Genomic DNA, 18,357 nt, shown 5'->3' with positions numbered 1-18,357 from the left:
TCCCACATAAGAAGACCTTAAACGCTAGCGCACCATCTCCGGAATCTGGGACACAGAACTAATCGCCGGCCCCAGGAACCGCCCGGCCAGCTTCGCAAACCTCTGCGGGTCGCCCGTCGACTCGAAGGACAGATCCACCGCCCGCCCCGGATCCTCATCCGCAAGCAGCCCCTGCTCCGACAGCGTCCTATAAACAGTCTTCGCCGTCTCTTCGGCGCTATTAATCAGCGTGACCTCATCCCCCATCACCAACTGCACCACCCCGGTCAGCAACGGATAATGCGTGCCCCCCAGCACCACGGTATCTACCCCCTGGGCTTTCAGCGGCGCCAGGTAGTTCTCCGCCAACCCCATCAACTGCCGCCCGCTGGTCATGCCACGCTCCACAAAAGGCACGAACTGCGGGCAGGCCTGCGCGAACGCCTCAACTCCCGGAATCGCTGCGAAAAGATCCTGGTAGGACCTACTGCTCACCGTCGCCTGGGTGCCGATCACTCCGATCTTGCCGTTGCGAGTCGCCGCCGCCGCGCGCCGCACCGCAGGCAGAATCACCTCAACCACCGGAATGGAGTACCTCTCCCTCGCGTCGCGAATAAACGCCGACGAGGCAGAGTTGCACGCCACCACAATCATCTTGCAGCCGCGCTCCGCCAGGGTGTCCGCAATCCTGATCGAAAGCTCGCGCACCTGCGCCAAAGGCTTGTCCCCGTAAGGCGAATTGGCCGTATCCCCGATGTACACCAGGTTCTCATGCGGCAGCTGATCCACAATGGCACGCGCCACGGTCAGCCCGCCCACTCCCGAATCAAACACCCCGATAGGCGCATTGTTAGCCTGTTCCGCCTGTACGTTAGCCTCAGCACCCTCAGCCACGATCCTCACCCTTCACCACATCACGCCAGCTCGACACACCAAAGGCCGATTCCGCCGCCAGGACGGCATGCACTATCGCCCTCTCCACCGTGTTGGCCGCGGTCGCCGAAAGCACACTCATGCCGATATCGTCCACGCCTCTGTCATCCACGGCCGCCTCCGAACCGTGCTCCCCCGTCGCCATCGCAAACAACGTATCGCCGTCCATCGGCATGTGCGCCGGCCGTATAGCCCGCGCGATCCCGTCATGCCCCGCCAACGCCAGCCTCTTGGCCTGCGCCTTCGTCAGCGGCGCATCGGTCGCCACCACACCAATCGTCGTGTTGAGCTTCGGCGCCAGCATGTCCGCCGTAATCTTCGTGCCAAGCAGGTTCTTGCTCTTTAGCCTATTGACGCCCCCAGCCCCCACCGGCTCGCCATCAACCAGGCCGTCGGACAGTCCATAACGGGCAAACTCCCCGTTCAGCTCCGCGGCGACTCCCCACGGCAGGCCGGTCGCCGGGTCGAAGACCGCACCCTGTGGGTTCACGACAATGCCAACGGCCACAGTCACCCCCGCCAGCGGGTTGCCTTCGGGGAACACGGCGCTGGCCTGACCAAAGCCACCCTTTAGCGCTCCCGCCGAGGCGCCCAACCCCGCGCCGACGTTGCCGTTCTGTGCCCCCTGCGCTAAAGCTCCCTGCCCTGAAATTCCCTGCCCAGCCGCGCCGCCAGCGCCGTCTCCAACTACAGCATCCAACGCCGCCGCCGTCGCCGCCGCCCCCGTGGCCGCATCCGGCCGCGAATCCCAGCGCCCCAACAGCAGATCAAAAATCACGGCTCCCGGGACAATCGGCACCAACTTATCCGGGTGCTCCGGCCCCAGCGCGGGGAAGCCGATCCCCCTACTCTCCAGTTCGGCCATTGCCCCCGTGAGGGCGTCAAGACCAAAAGCAGAACCACCGCACAGACCAATAGCGTGCACGGCCTGCACCGTGTTGTGCGGCGCCAGAAGATCGGTCTCGCGAGTCCCCGGCCCGCCACCGCGCACATCCACGCTGGCAGTGGCGGACTTCGGCGCAACAATCATGGTCACGCCCGAATCACCCGTGCCGTCCTCGCACACCGCGTGGCCTACCCCTATCCCCGCGACATCCGCCAGGGAATTAGTCGGTCCGGGCTGGCAGCCGAACAGCTCTATGCTCATTGCTCACCCATCATCGCCGACAGCAAGCTGTCCTGGTGGTAGCCCAGCCAATCCAGGTAGTTCTGCGCCGCCATCGCCTGGTCGGAGCTGCCGTCTTCCTCCAGCAGGTCCTTTTTGAACTCCTCGTACTGCGCGGAGTGATACAAGCGAATGTCGTTGATCGCGCTCAGCCACGGGCGAACCTCGTCCTGCGTCAGCGACACATTCACCGAACCGTTCGGCCCCAGGTAATCCACCACGAAGCGCAAGTTCGTCAGCTTGGCCTTGATGATGTCCGTCTCGTTCAGCTGGCGGGTCAGCGCCGCATCGCCGTCGACTTCCTCGTCACCCTCGCGGAAGAAGCTCGGCAGCAGCCGCGCCAACCCCGGATCCTTCGGCGCATCGGCATGCCCGCTGGCCATGCCCGTCATCTCCGCCAGCTCGTCCTTCGGAGCCGTCCGCGCGCGCTCCATCAGCTTGTCGGACACGGCCACCGCCGAATCCCCCAGCATCTCGCGCTCCAGCGGCTCTAGCTGCGTATTAAAACGAGTCCCGCGCAGCAGGCTGCTTTTCTTCGTCCACGGCTGCATGTTCGTTCCTTCTTTCTCTATTGACGCCTACCCGTCCGCCCGCTGCATCGTCGCCCACAGCCCGGCGGTCTGCAGCTTCTTCACATCCCCTTCGACCTTGTCGCGCTCCCCGGAACTCACCACGGCTTTCCCTTCGGTGTGGACCTGCATCATCAGCTCCGTGGCACGCTTGCGCGAATAGCCCAGGACGGTCTGGAAGACATAGGTCACGTAGCTCATCAGGTTCACCGGATCGTCCCAACAGATGCACATCCACGGCAGGTTGGGCTCCGTCAGGGTTTCTGGCAGTTTGTCCGCCACCGGTGTGGCGGAGGGAGCAGCTGGGGAAGTCATGGTTCCCAGAGTACCGACATTGGGCGCATTCGCCGTCGGGTTCGGCGCCTGGCGTGGGCTAGCATGGAACGGGTGAACGACAACCGCACCCGCTCCTCCGCACTTCTTACAGACAAATACGAACTCACCATGCTCGAGGCCGCAATCCTCGACGGCACGGTGAACCGCGCCTGCACTTTCGAGGTCTTCACCCGCCGACTGCCCAACGAACGCCGCTACGGCGTGATCGCCGGTACTGCCCGTGTGCTCCGCGCCGTGCGAGACTTCGTGTTTACCGAAGAACAGTTGGCGCGCATCGACTTCCTGCGCGACGAAACGCTGGAGTACCTGCGCAACTTCCGCTTCTCCGGACAGATCGACGGCTACCGGGAAGGCGAGCTGTACTTCCCCCACTCCCCCGTGCTGACCGTGCGCGGCACCTTCGGCGAGTGCGTGATTCTGGAAACGGTGATCCTGTCCATCCTGAACATGGATTCCGCCGTGGCCAGCGCCGCGGCTCGCATGGTCACCGCCGCTGGTGACCGTCCGATCATCGACATGGGTGCCCGCCGCACCCACGAATACGCTGCGGTTACCGCCGCCCGGGCATCCTACCTGGCTGGCTTCGTCGCCACCTCCAACATGGAGGCCTCGCAGCGCTATGGCATCCCGGCTTCTGGAACCTCGGCCCACGCCTGGACCCTGCTGCACACCCGCCCCGACGGCACGCCCGACGAGCTGGCCGCTTTCAAGGCGCAGGTCGCCGCCCTGGGTACCGATACCACCCTGCTGGTTGATACCTACGACATCACCCAGGGCGTGGAAAACGCCGTGGCGGCCGCGGGCATCGAACTGGGTGCAGTGCGCATCGACTCCGGCGACCTGGGCGTACTGACCCGCCGCGTGCGCCGCCAGCTGGACTCCTTGGGCGCAACCAACACCAAAATCGTGGTCTCCTCCGACATGGACGAGTTCTCCATCGCCGCCCTGCGCAGCGAACCGGTGGATTCCTTCGGTGTGGGCACCGCCGTGGTCACGGGCTCCGGGGCGCCGACCGCGGGGCTGGTTTACAAGCTTGTGGAGGTCGATGGCGTGCCCGTCGCCAAGCGCTCGCGTGGCAAGGCCAGCCTGGGTGGTGCGAAGGACGCAGCCCGGCTCAGCCGCCCCTCCGGCACCGCCGTCGAGGAAGTGACCTTCCCCTTGGGCGGCGAACTGCCCCAGGCCGAAGGTCTGCACAGCACCCAGCTGACCATCCCCATGGTTCGCGACGGTGAGCTCGTCGACGGGCTGCCCACACTGGAGGAGTCCCGCGAGCACTGCGCCAAACAGCTGGTCTCTCTGCCGTGGGAGGGGCTGGCGCTGACCCGCGACGAACCCGCCCTGCAGGTCCGCCACATCAAGGGCTAGAAGTTTCGCAAAGGTTCCCACAGTTTCCCATGACCTCCAACGTCCTTGACCTACTGAGCCTCGCCGTCGCCGACCTCGGCGGCGCCCCGCGCCCTGGCCAGCAGAAGATGGCCACAGCCGTGGCCGAGGCCATTAAGAAGGAACACCACCTGGCCGTGCAGGCGGGAACCGGTACCGGTAAGTCCCTGGCGTACCTGATCCCCAGCATCGCCGCGGCCACGGATTCCGAGTACCCCGTCATCGTCTCTACCGCCACGATCGCGCTGCAGCGCCAGCTGGTGGAACGCGACCTACCGCGGCTGGCCAAAGCCCTCGAGCCGGAACTCCCCCGCCCCCTCGAATTCGCCATCCAAAAAGGCCGCGGCAACTACGTGTGCCTGAACAAGGTCGCCAACGCGCAGACCGACAGTGGCGTGGACGAGGCCGAAGAATCCCTCCTGGATCCCTCCCAGCTGTCCGCCACCGGCGCCCAAGTCGCCCGCCTGCACGAATGGGCCGGTGAAACCGAGGACGGCGACCGGGATAACCTCCCCCAGGGCGTCAGCGATCGCGCGTGGCGGCAGGTCAGCGTGTCTTCCCGCGAGTGCGTCGGCGCCACCCGCTGTCCCTTCGGCGAACAATGCTTCGCCGAACGCGCCCGGGCCCGCGCCGCGGACGCCGACGTTGTCGTCACCAACCATGCTCTTCTTGCGATCGATGCTCTTGTGGACGCCCCAGTCTTGCCCGAACACAACACAGTGATCGTGGACGAAGCCCACGAGCTGGAAGATCGCATCACTTCCGTCGCCACCGCTGAACTATCCCCCACCTCCATCGCCGTGCTGGCGAAACGCGCTGCGAAGCTGACCGTTTCCGGCGCCGATGTCGCCGGGGATGAGCTGGCCGAGGCAGGCGACCGGTGGACGGAGGCGTTGAAGGCGGAGGCGGCGGCGTCCAGAAGCAACGACCGGTTTGGCACCGGCATCGAGGGGCGCTGGACCAGCGTGCCCGAGGGGCTACAGCTGCCTCTCGCTGCCTTAAGGGATGCGGCGTGGAAGACGAACCGGCAGGTCAGCGGCATTCCGGCATCGGAGTTTGCGAATGATTCGCAGAAGGCCTCCGAGCGCCTCGCGGTGATTGTGGCTACCGAAGAGCTGAACGATACGTGCGTGCGGATCCTAAATGCCTCGCGCGTCGGGGAGGGCGACGGCTCCGAAGCCGACGAACGCAGCGGAAACAACAGCGGCAACAACAGCGGCGCGAGCGAAGACGCCGCGGACCTGCTGGGCGAAGACGTGGTCTGGTACACCGCCGATTCCGGCGTGCGAGGCCCCAAACACGTGGTGCGGGTAGCCCCCTTGAGCGTCGCCGACCTACTACGCCAGCGACTATTCGGCAGAAACACAGTAATCCTGACGTCGGCGACGCTTGCATTGGGCGGCAAGTTCACCTCCATGCTGGCGCGCTGGGGACTGCCGAAGAACACTCCCACGCTGGATGCGGGCACACCCTTCGACGCACGCTCCCACGGCATTTTGTACGTCGCCCGCCACCTACCACCGCCGGGCAGGGACGGCGCCAGCGACGAGTCCGTGGACGAAGCCGCCAGGCTGATCAACGCCGCGGGCGGGCGCACCCTCGGGCTGTTTAGCTCCCGGCGCGCGGCCGAAGAAATGGCCGAGAACCTGCGCACCGTGGTCCCCTACGACATTCTTTTGCAGGGCGAGGATTCGATGTCCACGCTGGTGGAGAAATTCCGCAAGGACCAATCCGCATGCTTGTTCGGCACGCTAGGGTTGTGGCAGGGCGTGGACGTGCCCGGTCCTTCGCTTTCCCTGGTGCTTATCGACCGGATCCCCTTTCCGCGCCCGGACGATCCGCTACAGCAGGCGCGGCAGGAAGCCGCCGACCAGCGTGGCGGCAGTGGGTTTATGGAGGTCGCCGCGAACCACGCCGCCCTGCTGATGGCTCAGGGGGCGGGCCGGTTGCTGCGATCGGTGGACGACCGTGGCGTGGTTGCGGTTCTGGACCAGCGGCTAGAGACGAAGCGCTACGGCGCTTACATTCGCCGCTCGATGCCGGACTTTTGGTACACGCTAAAAGGCGACACAGTGCGGGGTGCACTGCGTCGCCTTGCTGCGGGTAGTTAAGAGGCTGCCAGCGGGGGCGCCAGGGGGCTGCCAGCGGAAGCTGGGGGCGGCCCCCGCTAGGTGCGGGTCTTAGACCAGGTCAGAACCGTCGCCAGCTCCGGTGTCTGCGCCAGCACCGCCGCCGCCCAGCAGGTCGTCGAAGGTCGGGGCGACGTCCTCGGTGGTGGTGTCCTCGTAGGAGTCGTAGTGGGCATCGTTGTCGGTGTCGTATGCCTTGGTGTCGCCGTAGCCGTCGAAGTCCTGGTCGATCAGAGCCTCGTCGGTCAGGCCGTCGCCATCGGTGTCTACGTGGCGCTGATCCACCTGGCCGTCGGAGTTGGTGTCCAGGTAAATGGTGTCGGCGGTGTCGTCACCGGTGGTGTCTACGTGCAGGGCATCAACCTTGCCGTCGTTGTTGTAGTCGAAAGACACACCGTCGGCCAGGCCGTCACCGTCCAGGTCGACGTACTCGCCACCGCCCGGAGCGCCCTCGGAGCCAGCGGAGTGGATATCAGAGCCTGCGCCCGATCCCTCTTCGCCTGCACCGCGGGAGTCCTCGGAGCCCTTGGAATCGTCAGCGCCCTTGGAGTCCTCAGCGCCCTTGGAGTCTTCAGCACCATTGGAGTCCTCAGAAGGAGCTGCCGGGGTCTCAGACTCGCCACCCTGCGGAGCCGGAGCGTCGGACTCGCCGCCCTGCGGAGCCGCGCCCTGCGGAGCCGCACCCTGGGAGTCACCAGCCGGTGCGCCACCGTGGCCACCCTGGGAAGCCCAGATGCCTTCGCCTACGTTCTCCTGCGCCGCATCCGGACGGGACTCGCCGGAGGTGCCGTCGATCACGCCGTTGCCGTCAGTGTCGTGCTCGGTGTAGTCAGACATTCCGTCACCGTCAGTGTCGTAGCCAACGCTGTCGACTCGGCCGTCGCCGTCGAAGTCGTAAGAGGTGACGTCGTAGGTGCCGTCGCCATCGGAATCGAACTTCACGTTGTCACTGACACCGTCGTTGTTGTAGTCGGTGGCCTTGGTGTCCATCTTTCCGTCGTTGTTGGTGTCTGCTTCCAGCTTGTCGATCGTTCCGTCGCGGTCGGTGTCCTGGTAGACCGTGTCGACGATGCCGTCCTGGTCGTAGTCCATCTCCGCGCGGTCGGTGGTGCCGTCGCCGTTCTTGTCGTAGACCGTGCCATCCGGGCGGCCGTCGCCGTTGATGTCGACCTGGTAGGCGTCCTGCTTGCCGTCACCGTCGGTGTCCTGCGAGCCGACGACGTTGCCTTCGACCATGTTGCCGTTGCCGTCCAGTACCTCCCAGCGACCCAGGGAGTGCTCAGAGTTGCCAGCGTTGCCGTTGGTGTTGGTGTTGGTGCCGTTCTGGTTGTTCAGGTTCTCGTTAGACATTTCGTGTGTTCCCTTTCGGTGTTCTTGAAGCCCTGTGTGCGGGGCTTATGCAGTGTTCTTAGTATCCTTCAGGCGCTTCCTCGCTGCCTGTCAGTTGTTGAATGCCACTCCCCCTCCCTATGTTCCTTGGGGGTGTTTCCTAAGGTCATTTTCTTGACGCCAAACCCCTCAAAACCCCAAGTCACGCCGCATATTCACTCTGTTCAATAGGCAAGCATTTTCGGGGGTGAATTCAGACAGTGCGCCGACGAATACGTCGCGCAATGTTCCCTCCGCGACCAGAAAAACCGATTATCGGCATACTAGAATGGCACCGAAATATGGCAGAGCAATAAGCATCAATAGCAATGAAAGGCGAAAAATACCGTGACCCCCATCTTGAACGCGTCGGGTCGTTCCCCGAAGGCCAGCGTTGAGCGCGGGGCAACTATCGCCAGAAAGTACAAGATGCACGACGTTGCCGACCGCGTGCAGAACCTCGTCAACGCGAAGTACCGCACCTCGTCCGTCGTCATCATCGGGGAGGTTAAGCGTGGCAAATCTTCCCTCGTCAACGCACTAATCGGCCGGCGTGACCTATTGCCGGTGGACGTTATCACCGCTACGAGCGCCCCCATCCGCATCCACACTGAACCCGACCAGCCAGAGGACAAGCCAATCCTGGCGCGCCTGGTACGCGGCACGGAGCGCGATCCGATCGACCCGTCGGAGCTGAAGAACTGGGTCACGCAGGAAGCCGTGGACGCCATCAACCGCGCCCCGAAGGATAGCCAAGAAGTTGCCTCGCTCCCCAGCGCTGCAGAGCTGTTGGTTCCTTTCTCCGGCCTGGGAAAGGTGACGATCATCGACACCCCGGGCGTGGGCGGACTGGACGAGCACGCCGTCACTGCCTCCCTGGCGGAAGCCCGCAATGCCGGAGTTCTGCTGATGGTCTGCGACGCATCCACCCCCATCACCGCCCCGGAGATGGATATCCTGCGCCGCGCCCGTGAACAGGTCGGAAGCGTCATCGTGGCCGTCACCAAGACAGATAAGAATGTGCGTCGCTGGCGCTCCATCGTCGCCGACGACCAACGCCTCATCGCAGAACACCTCGGTCTGGATATCCCCGTCATTGGAGTGTCCTCGTTGCGGGCATTGGATGCGGCCGAGGCGGCGTCACCAGAAAAAAGAGAAAAGATTGAGCAACGGTGCGGCATCGCCGAGCTGCGCCAACAGATCATCAACCACGTCAACTCACCGGGCAATCTCGGGACGATCACGGCCCTCGAGATCACCCGGTCGACGATGCAATCCATCACGACCGATATCCAGCGCGACATCAAGCTGTACGACAAGACCAGCGATGCGGTCGGCGAGCTCGAAGCCGAAAAGCGCAAGCTGGAAGCGTTCCGCGACGCCACCAGCGAGTGGGAACAGCTGTTCATGCGCGATATTCAGCTGAGCCGCAACAAGGTATCCGCGGCGATGGATCAGGCGCTAACAGATCTGAAAACCCGCTGGACCAACCGCATTAACTCCGAGGGCATGCGCGTGCTGCGCAGCAAGCCGCAGGTCTTCACCAGCCAGATCGAAATCGAGCTACGGCAGATCATGGAGCACATGGTGATGTCGATGGTCAGCGAAGTTACGCGGCGTGCCGCCCAGCTTTTCCAGGGCCGTCGAGACCTGGTGGATCAGGTGCAGCAGCAGATTTTCGCGGCGATGGCCCCGCCGCAATCGATGAGCCACGACGTGGAGAAAAAGTCTGCAGGGCTGGTGGATCCCTCGATGCTGACGATGGGCATTGTGGGTGCAGGCGCACTGACAGTCGTGATCCCCTTCGCGCCTGTGGCAGCCGCCGCCTGGATCGGCGTGAACATGGGCTACCGCGCGATGCGCAACGGCAAGCAGCACCTGCTGGTGTGGTTGCGGGAAACCATCGCCACAACCCGTAGCTCCATCAACCGCATGATCGACATCACCATCACGACAGGTAGGACGGAAATTCTGCTGCGCCACCGCGCTGCCATCAGGCACGAACAGCGCAACCTTCAGGGCAAGATCGAATCCGCACAGAAAATCGCCCGAGAAACCGAGGCACAGCGCAAGCAGACCATTGCCCGGTTGAAGAAGAACGGGGAGATTGTGCAGCAGACCATCGAGGAGCTCGACGGCCACCTAGAAGCGCTGAAACGCAGTCGGCAAGGATCCGCAAGTCTAAAGGCGGCAGCTCAGGCTGGGACGATTCCGGCAAGCAGGGCGGGGATGTAAATGAACCAGGAACACCAGATCCAATCGGCCTCTGCCCACCTCAGCCAGCGGGTCTCTGACCTCACGCTGCTGCTAACGCAGGCCGTTGATGCCCTCGCAGGTGGCTCCCCCGACCTCGCGGCCCGCGCCGAACAACTGCGCTTGATGGTTACCCGCCCGCCCCGGGTGGCTGTCGTCGGTCGCCTGAAATCCGGAAAGTCCACTCTGGTAAACGCCCTGACGGAGAACCTGATCGCCGCCACCGGTGCCCTGGAATGCACCATGGCCGTCAGCATGTACCACAACGGCGCGCCCGCCCGCGCCGAGATCCATTCCGTCGACGGCCAGGTGGCCCGCATCCCACTGAACAACGGCCCGCTCGATAGCCTGCCCGTACCGTTGAACGAGGTGGACTACATCGACCAGTTCCTGCCCAACCGCCGACTGGAAGAGCTCACCCTGATCGATACGCCCGGCACCGCGACCTTGACGGTCGAAAACGAGCAGCGAACCCGTCGCATTCTGGTCGACGGGCAGCGGGATACGCGCCGCGCTAGCGGTTGGGCCGATTGCCTTGTCTTTTTGTCGGACTCTGCCCCGCGCGAGGACGAGAAGCGGTTTCTTTCGCAATTGGGAATGACGCCCCTAAATACAGTGGGCATCCTTTCCCGCGCGGACTCTTTCGGCTCCGGCGCTTTCGGTTCCATCGATCCGCTGCAACACGCCCGGCAGCACGCCAACAGCATCCAGAAGAAACTGGTGAGCACTGTCCAGCAAACCATCCCGCTTTCCGGATTGATGGCTGAGTCCGCCTTGACGGGCAAGGTGACCGGCGACGTCGCCCGTCAGCTGGCCGCACTGGCGGAGCTGGATCGTGATGATCTGCTGGATTTCCTGGAGGCCGACGACCCGCGAGAGGTCGTTGCGGGATTCTCCGTCGCCGACCGGGACGATTTGCTAGACGTTATGGGCGAATACGGCGTGTTCGCCGGCCGCAGCATTGCCGCCGAAGGCGGTGCGCCGGCGCTGGTGAAGTGGATGGTGGAAACCTCCGGCGTATCCGAGCTGGTGCACCTGCTGACCGGCGACATCACCTACTTCGCCGTGCTGCAGCGTGCTGCCCGCATGCTGGATGTGCTGGACGATCTGGCCTCTAACCACCCGGATATGAACCACATCCGGTGGGTCCTGTCCGTCACACTGGCGCAGCCGGGCATGCACTTTGTGCTGCTCTACCGCAGTTACCGCAATACCTATGCCAGCACGCCCGATTCCCGACTATTACAGTTGCTGCGCACCGCGGTCACTGCTGGGCACCCGGCGGATACGGTGAATTTGCCGCGGGACACGCCGGTTGACCAAGTGCGCCGAGCCATTGAAGAGCAGATCGCCGAACTCCAGCAACTTTCGATGTCTCCCCTGTCCGCCGCGGAGGACGAGGCACGTGAACGTTTGCTCGGTTCTTTCCAATCCGCATTGCAAGCGACCATCTAACGCCACTAATTGGCATTAAAGTGTAAGCTACTTATGCCTTAAGCACACGTGTATTTCAGGAGCTGTACTTTTCATGACTAACGCATGGCACCTGGCAATCGATTTCGGAACCTCGAATACGGCTGCCGCTCACCAAAGCCCGATGGGTAAGGAGATATCCGCCCTTGCGTTGACGCACCGCTCCAACATCCTGCCGTCCGCAGTGTTCCTGGATTCCCCACACGGCGCACACGCTGCTGCCGATGGGGAGCCCACGCTACTCAACGGCGATTCCGCATTGGCTCGCGGACGCCGCGACCCCTCGCGCCTGCTGCTCAGCCCCAAGCGCTACATCGACCACGATGAAGTGAAGCTGGCTACCAAGGATCTACCGCTGACGAAGGTCGTGGGCTCTGTGCTGGCCACGGTTCTGCGCTCCGGTAAGGCGCAGCACGCTAACAAGGATCCCGAGACCGTTACTCTGACGCACCCCGAGGCCTGGTCCGCTCACTCCGTGGACCAGCTGAAGCGAAGCGCCATTGCAGCGGGCATTCCCGAAAAGAGTCTGCGTTTCCTTTCCGAGCCACGGGCAGCCGCCATCCACTACGCCTCCCAGCAGTCCGTGCGCGCGGGCTCCCACGTGGCGGTGTTCGACTTCGGTGGCGGCACCCTGGATATCGCGGTGCTGGAAGCGAAGCCGAACGGTAACTTCGAGGTCGTCGCCGCCAAAGGCGATAACAGCCTGGGCGGCCGCACCATCGACAACTTGATGTACCGCTGGGTTCTGGACCAGCTGGAGCACGATGATCCCGATCTGGCGGACTACCTTCGTTCCGCCCCGATCGCCACGGTCCACGCGCTGGAATCCAGCATTCGCGAGGCCAAGGAGATCCTCTCGGATACGTCCTCGGCCACGATCAGCGTCTCCACTCCCCACGGGGAAACTGACCTGTTGATCACCCGCGACGAATTCAACAATGTGATCGAGCAGTCGATCATGCGTGGCGTTGAGCTGACGCGGGCGGCGCTGGCACAGGCGGGCGTCGATTCCACAAAGACCCCGATCTACATGACCGGTGGTTCCTCGCGCGTGCCTTTCGTACAGGATCGTCTGGGCGAGGTCGGCACGGTCATGACGTTGGACGACCCCAAGACGGTGGTCAGCCGCGGCGCACTGGCCGCAACTCTGCGCGGATTCACCGACGGCGGGGCTCCGGATTCTGCGAACCGTACCGCGAACGCGGGCGGTGCTGCCGCAGGTGTGGCGGGCGCTGCGGGTGCCGCAGGTGCCGCGAGTGCCGCCACTGGAGGCGGGGCTGCAGCTGGAGGTTCCTCCCGCCCCACCCCGGCTACCTCGCCCGGAATGCCGCGGGCAAACCAGAACGGAAGCTCGCCGACCAGTAGCTTCCCGAATCCTGCGCAGAACAACACGCAGTCGTTTAGCCGCCCTCCGCAGGCATCGTCCTTCGGCCCAGGTGCCCCTAGCTCTTATGGTCCCAGCAACTTTGCTTCGGCTCGCGCTACGGCTACCTCGGCGGGGCGGAAGAAGTCGAACACCCCGGTGATTGTCACGGCCAGCCTGGCGATTCTGGCGGTCGTCGTGGCAATCGGATTTGTCGCCCTCAATGGAGGTGGCGATGGCAAGGGCGGCGGCAATGGCGGCGGGAGCGATGATTCCGGCAATCCGCCGTTCTCTGAGACCAGTACGTTCGCCCTGCCGGCCAATGCGACGGACTCGGATCTGTACAAAGTGCTTCCCACCCTCCTGCCGGAGGTTAAGGACTACATGCCGACGAACTTCTACAACCGCATGCGCACCTGTGAAGCAGAAACGAAGAAGCCACCCTTCCTTGGGGATGCCTTCCGCAACATGGACAACAAGATGTACTCTTGCCTCCCCGACTACAATTCGCTGGATGGGAAGAACAGTAGCCTTACATACAGTGGTTTCCGTTACATATTGACCGGTGACGAGGCGAAGAAGGTCTACGATCACGCAGAAAGCTCCTCCATTAAGAGCACAAGAATCCAGGATGCGGGTAACGGCTGGCCGGAGATTCGCATGTATCCAGCAACAAGCGAATATGGTGCCCCCGACATTATGATCTGGTATCCCGACCAAAAGGGAATCGTGGTCAGCCGCGGTGAAAACGGTGCATCAGAGGACGAGATCAAGAAGATGCTTAAGTTCTTTAACCTGATGCCGCAGGATTAATCCCGGCTAACGCGCCGAAGAGCCCCACGCGCCCGAGCAATCTAATTCATCGCTCGAGGCCGTGGGGCTCTTTCTATCGGGCCCTGTACCGTTGTGGTCGCTTCGCTGTCTATGCGCTAGTGACGCCGGCTTCCACCAACGCAGCCTTCAGCTTCGCACGCGCGCGATTAATGCGAGACTTGACCGTTTGAATGGGAATCCCCTGGTGGGCAGCGATATCTTGGTAGCTCATGCCAGTGTATTCGCGAAGGACAATCACCTCGCGAAAATCTTCCGGCAGCTGCGCGAGAGCCTCGCGCACAACCATTGCGGAGGTCACCTGCGAACCAACCTCTGGGGTCTGCGCCACCTCGTCCGCGCCCGCGTCCTCCTCCGGCACATCCCGCCGCGAACGGACGACCTGCAGAGCTGCGTTCGAGGCGATACGGTACGCCCAGGTGGAGAACCTGGCGCGCCCGTCGAACTTGTCGATGTTCTTCCACGCGGAGGTCAGCGCGTTCTGCAGAGCATCCTCCGCGTCCGCGCGGTTGCCGGTGATGGAAAGGCAAACTGCGAACATCCTCCCCCAGGCCTGGCGCGCTAGACGCGCGAAAGCCTGCTGGTCGCCTTCGTGAGCTTTGGCCAGCAGGTCGCGTTCCTCATCGCGGGTGAGTTCTTGCCGTGCAGCGTTAGTTAGTCCCGTAGACACTTGTAATCCCCCTCCCTAGAAACCGTTGTAATCGGTCAGATCGTCGGAATCACTGTGGTCAGCCGGGTCCTCGCCCAGGGCATCGTCTAGCTCATTGTCGAGCTCGTTGTCTAGGCCGCCGTCCAGGCTGTCGTCCAGGTTCTCCTCCAGGACATTGTTCAGATCATCAAGATCCTCCATGTCCCCCGAACCACCAAGGCCAGCGCCTGCATCGTCGCCCGCGACATCACTGTCGACGGAATCCACCGAGGTGGCGTCGTACTCCGCAGAAGAATCATCCAGATCCGTCAGATCAACGTCAGACTCCTCCGGGAAAGAGTCCAAGCTTGGAATCAGATCGCCATCAGGCATCTCGGTGTTTGGGTCCACCGCGACATCAAACATCGCATTGAACAGAGCATCGAGCTCCTCCTCCGAAAAACCAGACTCCGAACCGAACTGCGCATCCGCGCCGAACAGTTCTTCGAGGTTCGGCAGAATCGGAGCGTCTACCTCTGCACTAGCGGATGGGTTCACCATCTGTCCTCCGTTGTGGATCGAATCATTCATCGTCGCACTCATCGTTCACCTCCTTTCCACCTGAGCTAGCAAGACAAGTAACTGAACTGAAGCTAGAGGCAAACCCAAGCCGGCAAAACCCGCTTCAGGACAGTTATGTAATGCGCGTCAGGGGAAGGAAGTTCCCGCGTGTGCATAACGAATTACATTAAAAGATTATGCCCCAACCCGCGCGCAGTTCAATAGGAATATCGTCTGAACTTGGCTGGTCACTCCTACCAAATAACTGCTTAGTAAGCCAAAAGCAAAGAAGGTGACGTCGACTACACCAACCGAACGCTAGAGTGGAGGCCAAGAACAACCGCGAACGGATAGGAGCCCCGACGCAATGCCCATCAAGAGCGATCGCCCGGACATCGAACTCAGCCCGCTCGGCCTGTACGACTACATCTTCCACGACCTCACCACGGAGGAAGAGGATCGCGTGGCCGTCATCGACATCGCCGATGGCTCTGAAACGACCTTCGCGCAGCTGCAGAACTACATCGAATCCACCGCGGGCTGGCTGGCCAGTAAGGGCATCAAGAAGGGCGACGTCGTAGCGCTGCACTTGCCGAACTCCCTGAACTTCATCGTCGCCGCTTACGGACTGTGGCGCATCGGCGCGGTGCCGTCTCCGCTGTCACTGCTTTCCACCCCAGAAAGCGTTACTGCGCAGATTAAGGACTCTGGCGCGAAGATGCTACTTACCGTTGCTGCGCTTGGGGACGCCTCGTCCCAGGGGGCCAAAGACGCCGGCATCGACGAGGACTTTATCGTCCACCTGGATACCTCCAAGGGCATGCAGCAGATCATGGCTGAGCGACGCACCGCACCCGCTGTGGAGATTGCCCCGGACGAGGATCTTGCGATTCTGCCCTATTCCTCCGGCACCACCGGCCTGCCGAAGGGGGTGCGCCTAATGCACCGCCAACTGGTGGCTAATGTGCAGCAGGGGCAGGACCTGAACTTGATACAGCGCGACGACATCGTCTACGCCGTGCTGCCGTTCTTCCACATCTACGGCCTGACCGCGCTGGTGAACCTAGCCCTGGCACAGCGCAGCACGCTGGTAGTGGTTCCCCGCTTCGAACTGCAGAGCTTCCTGGAGCACCACCAGAAGTTCAACGTAACTTTCACCCTGATTGCGCCGCCCATCGCCGTGCAGCTGGCCAAGCACCCGATGGTGGACAACTACGACCTGTCACGCATGCGCGCGGTGTTCAGCGGTGCGGCAACGCTGGACGAGGATCTGGCTGTGGCGCTGGAAAACCGCCTGGGGATTCACGTGCAGCAAGGCTTCGGCATGACCGAGACTTCGCCACTGGCGCACGCCAATGTCTCCAAGGACATCAACCGCGGTTCCATCGGCAAGCCTTGTGCCAACACGGAAAGCAAGCTGGTGGATCCGGAAACCCTGGAGGAAATCCCACTGCCCAGCGAAGGCGTATCCGAGGTCGGCGAACTGTGGGTGCGTGGCCCGCAGATCATGGCCGGATACCTGAACAAGCCAGAGCAGACCGCCGAAGCCCTGCCGGGCGACGGTTGGCTGCGCACGGGCGACCTGGCCAACGCGGATCCGGAGGGCAACGTCCACATCGTCGACCGACTGAAGGAGCTCATTAAGTACAAGGGCTACCAGGTTCCGCCTGCAGAGCTGGAGTCCGTTCTGCTCAGCCACCCGGAGATTGCAGACGCCGCCGTTGTCGGCGTACACCGCGCCTCTGACGGCGAGGAGCTACCCAAGGCGTTCGTGGTTGCCCAGCGCGGATCCGCCCTGAACGAACAGCAAGTGATGGACTTCGTAGCCGAGCGCGTGGCACCCTACAAGAAGATCCGCATCGTGGAGTTCGTGCAGGGCATTCCGAAGTCCAGCACCGGCAAGATTCTGCGCCGCGAGTTGCGCGAGCGCGAGGGCTAGTTCAATCCCGCTGATCTAAATCCCGCCGGGCTCTCGGCAAGCTCGGGGCGGGGTCGGTCTAATACCCCAACCTGAAGCCTGCCGGGCTGGGTAGGTGGGCGTCCGAACTACTCGCCTGCAAGGGGCACGCGGCGGTAGGTACCATCGCGCAGGTCGGCGTCCTCAATCTCGTGGCGAGAAATACCCAGAATAAACAGCACCTGATCCAGGAACGGGTAGTTCACGGAGGTATCCGCGACCGCCTTCAGCGCGGGCTTTGCGTTAAAAGCGATACCCAGGCCGGCAGTCGAAAGCATGTCGATGTCGTTAGCGCCATCGCCTACCGCGACCGTCTGATTCAGCTTGATGCCGTTCGACCAGGCGAATTCCTTGAGGCTCTCAGCCTTTGCCTGGCGGTCGATCACTGGGCCGATAACGCGACCGGTCAGCTTGCCATCGACGATTTCTAGGGTATTTGCGCGGGCGAAGTCGAGGTCCAGTTCGCGGGCAAGCGGCTCGATGACCTGAATGAACCCGCCGGACACCACGCCAGTCTTGTAGCCCAGGCGCTTCAGAGTGCGGATAGTTGTGCGGGCGCCGGGGGTCAGTTGGATGTCGCGGGCGACCTTCTCCACCACCGCTGCATCCAGACCGGCCAGCGCCTTCACGCGCTCGTGCAGGGATTCAGCAAAGTCCAGTTCGCCGCGCATGGCGCGTTCGGTTACTTCGGCTACCTCCGCTTCGCGGCCCGCGTAAGCTGCCAGCATCTCGATAACCTCGTGCTGGATAAGGGTCGAATCGACATCGAAGCAGATCAGGCGCTTTGCACGGCGGGCCAGGCCGGCGCGTTCGATGGCGATATCCACACCAACCTCCGTCGTAAGGGTTGCCAGCGCCTTGCGCAAAGGCACGCCGCCGCCGGGCGCGGGATTGGCTACGGTCAAGCTGAGTTCCAGACCAGTGACCGGGTAGTCTGCGATGCCGGTGATGGTGTCGATGTTTGCGCCGTAGTCCGCGAGGGTCTGACCAATACGCGAGATGTGGGTCGCGGTCAGCGGTCGGCCGAGCACCACCATGACGTGCGTGGAGTGCGGACGAGTGCTGGAGAGGTTGTCGTCTGCTTCCACGCTAACGCGCATGCCGTAGGAAGCCAGGGTTTCCTTCAGCCCTTCGCCGAGGGGTTCAAGGTCTTCTTGTCCGACGCCCACCAGCGCCGCCAAAGACAGCTTCCCACGGAATACTGACTGTTCAATGTCTAAAAGCTGCACTCCGTAGGAGGACAGCACACGGAAGAAGGCCGCCGATACGCCCGGCCGGTCGGGGCCGGTGACCGTGATAACACTCGGAGCAAGGCCTTCCTGCAGGGTGTCTTCGAGGGCGCTTTCAAAGTGCGGGTCGGGGCTCGCCGCTGCCACAGCTGCAGCAGCGGTTGCAGTGGGCTGTGCCTGCGGCTGCGCTACTGCTGCGG

14 protein-coding genes are annotated in these 18,357 nt (G+C 63.0%); 6 read left to right on the top strand and 8 right to left on the bottom strand.

The window, feature by feature from the left end; all coding sequences use genetic code 11:
• Nucleotides 1-24: 24 nt before the first annotated feature.
• From murI to clpS, 4 genes are read right to left on the bottom strand one after another with little or no spacing between them, the layout of a single operon-like run.
• Complete coding sequence (gene murI / locus HMPREF2678_RS02405; RefSeq protein WP_070550693.1) at nt 25-882, bottom strand: glutamate racemase; 858 nt, start codon at nt 880-882, stop codon at nt 25-27.
• Entirely contained in the window at nt 866-2,059 is a 1,194-nt protein-coding gene (locus tag HMPREF2678_RS02400) for a P1 family peptidase (RefSeq protein WP_070550691.1), read from the bottom strand. The genes murI and HMPREF2678_RS02400 overlap by 17 nt, the downstream gene beginning before the upstream one ends.
• Nucleotides 2,056-2,628 carry a DUF2017 domain-containing protein gene (locus HMPREF2678_RS02395; protein WP_034969017.1) on the bottom strand — a complete coding sequence of 191 codons (573 nt, stop codon included), beginning with the start codon at nt 2,626-2,628 and terminating at the stop codon, nt 2,056-2,058. The genes HMPREF2678_RS02400 and HMPREF2678_RS02395 overlap by 4 nt, the downstream gene beginning before the upstream one ends.
• Before the next feature lie 27 nt (nt 2,629-2,655).
• The gene (gene clpS / locus HMPREF2678_RS02390; protein WP_034975882.1) at nt 2,656-2,961 is read right to left on the bottom strand and encodes an ATP-dependent Clp protease adapter ClpS; all 306 of its coding nucleotides are present in this window, start codon (nt 2,959-2,961) and stop codon (nt 2,656-2,658) included.
• A 63-nt stretch (nt 2,962-3,024) separates the two neighbouring features.
• Here clpS and HMPREF2678_RS02385 point away from each other — a divergent pair, with 63 nt between their 5' ends.
• Nucleotides 3,025-4,347: a nicotinate phosphoribosyltransferase gene (locus HMPREF2678_RS02385; RefSeq protein WP_070550689.1), complete on the top strand. Its 1,323-nt coding sequence runs from the start codon at nt 3,025-3,027 to the stop codon at nt 4,345-4,347.
• Between the two features lie 29 nt (nt 4,348-4,376).
• A complete protein-coding gene (locus HMPREF2678_RS02380; RefSeq protein WP_070550687.1) occupies nt 4,377-6,476 on the top strand; it encodes an ATP-dependent DNA helicase in 2,100 nt (699 codons plus the stop codon).
• A gap of 69 nt (nt 6,477-6,545) precedes the next feature.
• Here the strand turns inward: HMPREF2678_RS02380 and HMPREF2678_RS10500 are convergent, their stop codons facing one another.
• The gene (locus HMPREF2678_RS10500; RefSeq protein ID WP_070550685.1) at nt 6,546-7,844 is read right to left on the bottom strand and encodes a hypothetical protein; all 1,299 of its coding nucleotides are present in this window, start codon (nt 7,842-7,844) and stop codon (nt 6,546-6,548) included.
• Between the two features lie 366 nt (nt 7,845-8,210).
• Here HMPREF2678_RS10500 and HMPREF2678_RS02370 point away from each other — a divergent pair, with 366 nt between their 5' ends.
• The 3 genes from HMPREF2678_RS02370 to HMPREF2678_RS02360 all read left to right on the top strand — a co-directional run bounded on the left by HMPREF2678_RS02370 (nt 8,211) and on the right by HMPREF2678_RS02360 (nt 13,764).
• Complete coding sequence (locus HMPREF2678_RS02370; RefSeq protein WP_237746784.1) at nt 8,211-10,097, top strand: dynamin family protein; 1,887 nt, start codon at nt 8,211-8,213, stop codon at nt 10,095-10,097.
• Complete coding sequence (locus HMPREF2678_RS02365; protein ID WP_034969005.1) at nt 10,098-11,570, top strand: GTPase; 1,473 nt, start codon at nt 10,098-10,100, stop codon at nt 11,568-11,570.
• A gap of 73 nt (nt 11,571-11,643) precedes the next feature.
• A complete protein-coding gene (locus HMPREF2678_RS02360) occupies nt 11,644-13,764 on the top strand; it encodes an Hsp70 family protein (RefSeq protein ID WP_070550682.1) in 2,121 nt (706 codons plus the stop codon).
• A 109-nt stretch (nt 13,765-13,873) separates the two neighbouring features.
• Here the strand turns inward: HMPREF2678_RS02360 and HMPREF2678_RS02355 are convergent, their stop codons facing one another.
• Together HMPREF2678_RS02355 and HMPREF2678_RS02350 are read right to left on the bottom strand one after the other, a co-directional pair.
• Entirely contained in the window at nt 13,874-14,452 is a 579-nt protein-coding gene (locus HMPREF2678_RS02355; protein WP_070550680.1) for an RNA polymerase sigma factor, read from the bottom strand.
• A gap of 15 nt (nt 14,453-14,467) precedes the next feature.
• Nucleotides 14,468-15,013 (bottom strand): hypothetical protein, encoded by a 546-nt coding sequence (locus tag HMPREF2678_RS02350; protein ID WP_070550678.1) that lies wholly within the window; start codon nt 15,011-15,013, stop codon nt 14,468-14,470.
• A gap of 325 nt (nt 15,014-15,338) precedes the next feature.
• On the opposite strand from HMPREF2678_RS02350, the gene HMPREF2678_RS02345 reads away from it, so the two are divergent.
• On the top strand, nt 15,339-16,910 hold the full coding sequence (locus tag HMPREF2678_RS02345; RefSeq protein WP_070550676.1) for an AMP-binding protein: 1,572 nt from the start codon (nt 15,339-15,341) through the stop codon (nt 16,908-16,910).
• 107 nt (nt 16,911-17,017) lie between these two features.
• On the opposite strand, the gene serB is transcribed toward HMPREF2678_RS02345, so the two are convergent.
• A complete protein-coding gene (serB, locus tag HMPREF2678_RS02340) occupies nt 17,018-18,304 on the bottom strand; it encodes a phosphoserine phosphatase SerB (RefSeq protein WP_070550712.1) in 1,287 nt (428 codons plus the stop codon).
• Nucleotides 18,305-18,357 lie beyond the last annotated feature (53 nt).

The sequence above is a fragment of the Corynebacterium sp. HMSC058E07 genome (assembly GCF_001809885.1).
GTDB classification, from domain to species: Bacteria; Actinomycetota; Actinomycetes; order Mycobacteriales; family Mycobacteriaceae; genus Corynebacterium; species Corynebacterium macclintockiae.
Note: the sequence above shows the minus strand (reverse complement) of the source record. Positions and strands in the feature narration are given on the sequence as shown.

Bases quoted from the DNA above. Each gene is read 5' to 3' on its own strand.
- HMPREF2678_RS02395 (WP_034969017.1), bottom strand. From the start codon at position 2,628: ATGCAGCCGTGGACGAAGAAAAGCAGCCTGCTGCGCGGGACTCGTTTT.
- HMPREF2678_RS02345 (WP_070550676.1), top strand. From the start codon at position 15,339: ATGCCCATCAAGAGCGATCGCCCGGACATCGAACTCAGCCCGCTCGGC.
- HMPREF2678_RS02380 (WP_070550687.1), top strand. From the start codon at position 4,377: ATGACCTCCAACGTCCTTGACCTACTGAGCCTCGCCGTCGCCGACCTC.
- HMPREF2678_RS02350 (WP_070550678.1), bottom strand. From the start codon at position 15,013: ATGAGTGCGACGATGAATGATTCGATCCACAACGGAGGACAGATGGTG.
- HMPREF2678_RS02360 (WP_070550682.1), top strand. From the start codon at position 11,644: ATGACTAACGCATGGCACCTGGCAATCGATTTCGGAACCTCGAATACG.
- HMPREF2678_RS02385 (WP_070550689.1), top strand. From the start codon at position 3,025: ATGGAACGGGTGAACGACAACCGCACCCGCTCCTCCGCACTTCTTACA.
- HMPREF2678_RS10500 (WP_070550685.1), bottom strand. From the start codon at position 7,844: ATGTCTAACGAGAACCTGAACAACCAGAACGGCACCAACACCAACACC.
- clpS (WP_034975882.1), bottom strand. From the start codon at position 2,961: ATGACTTCCCCAGCTGCTCCCTCCGCCACACCGGTGGCGGACAAACTG.
- HMPREF2678_RS02365 (WP_034969005.1), top strand. From the start codon at position 10,098: ATGAACCAGGAACACCAGATCCAATCGGCCTCTGCCCACCTCAGCCAG.
- HMPREF2678_RS02400 (WP_070550691.1), bottom strand. From the start codon at position 2,059: ATGAGCATAGAGCTGTTCGGCTGCCAGCCCGGACCGACTAATTCCCTG.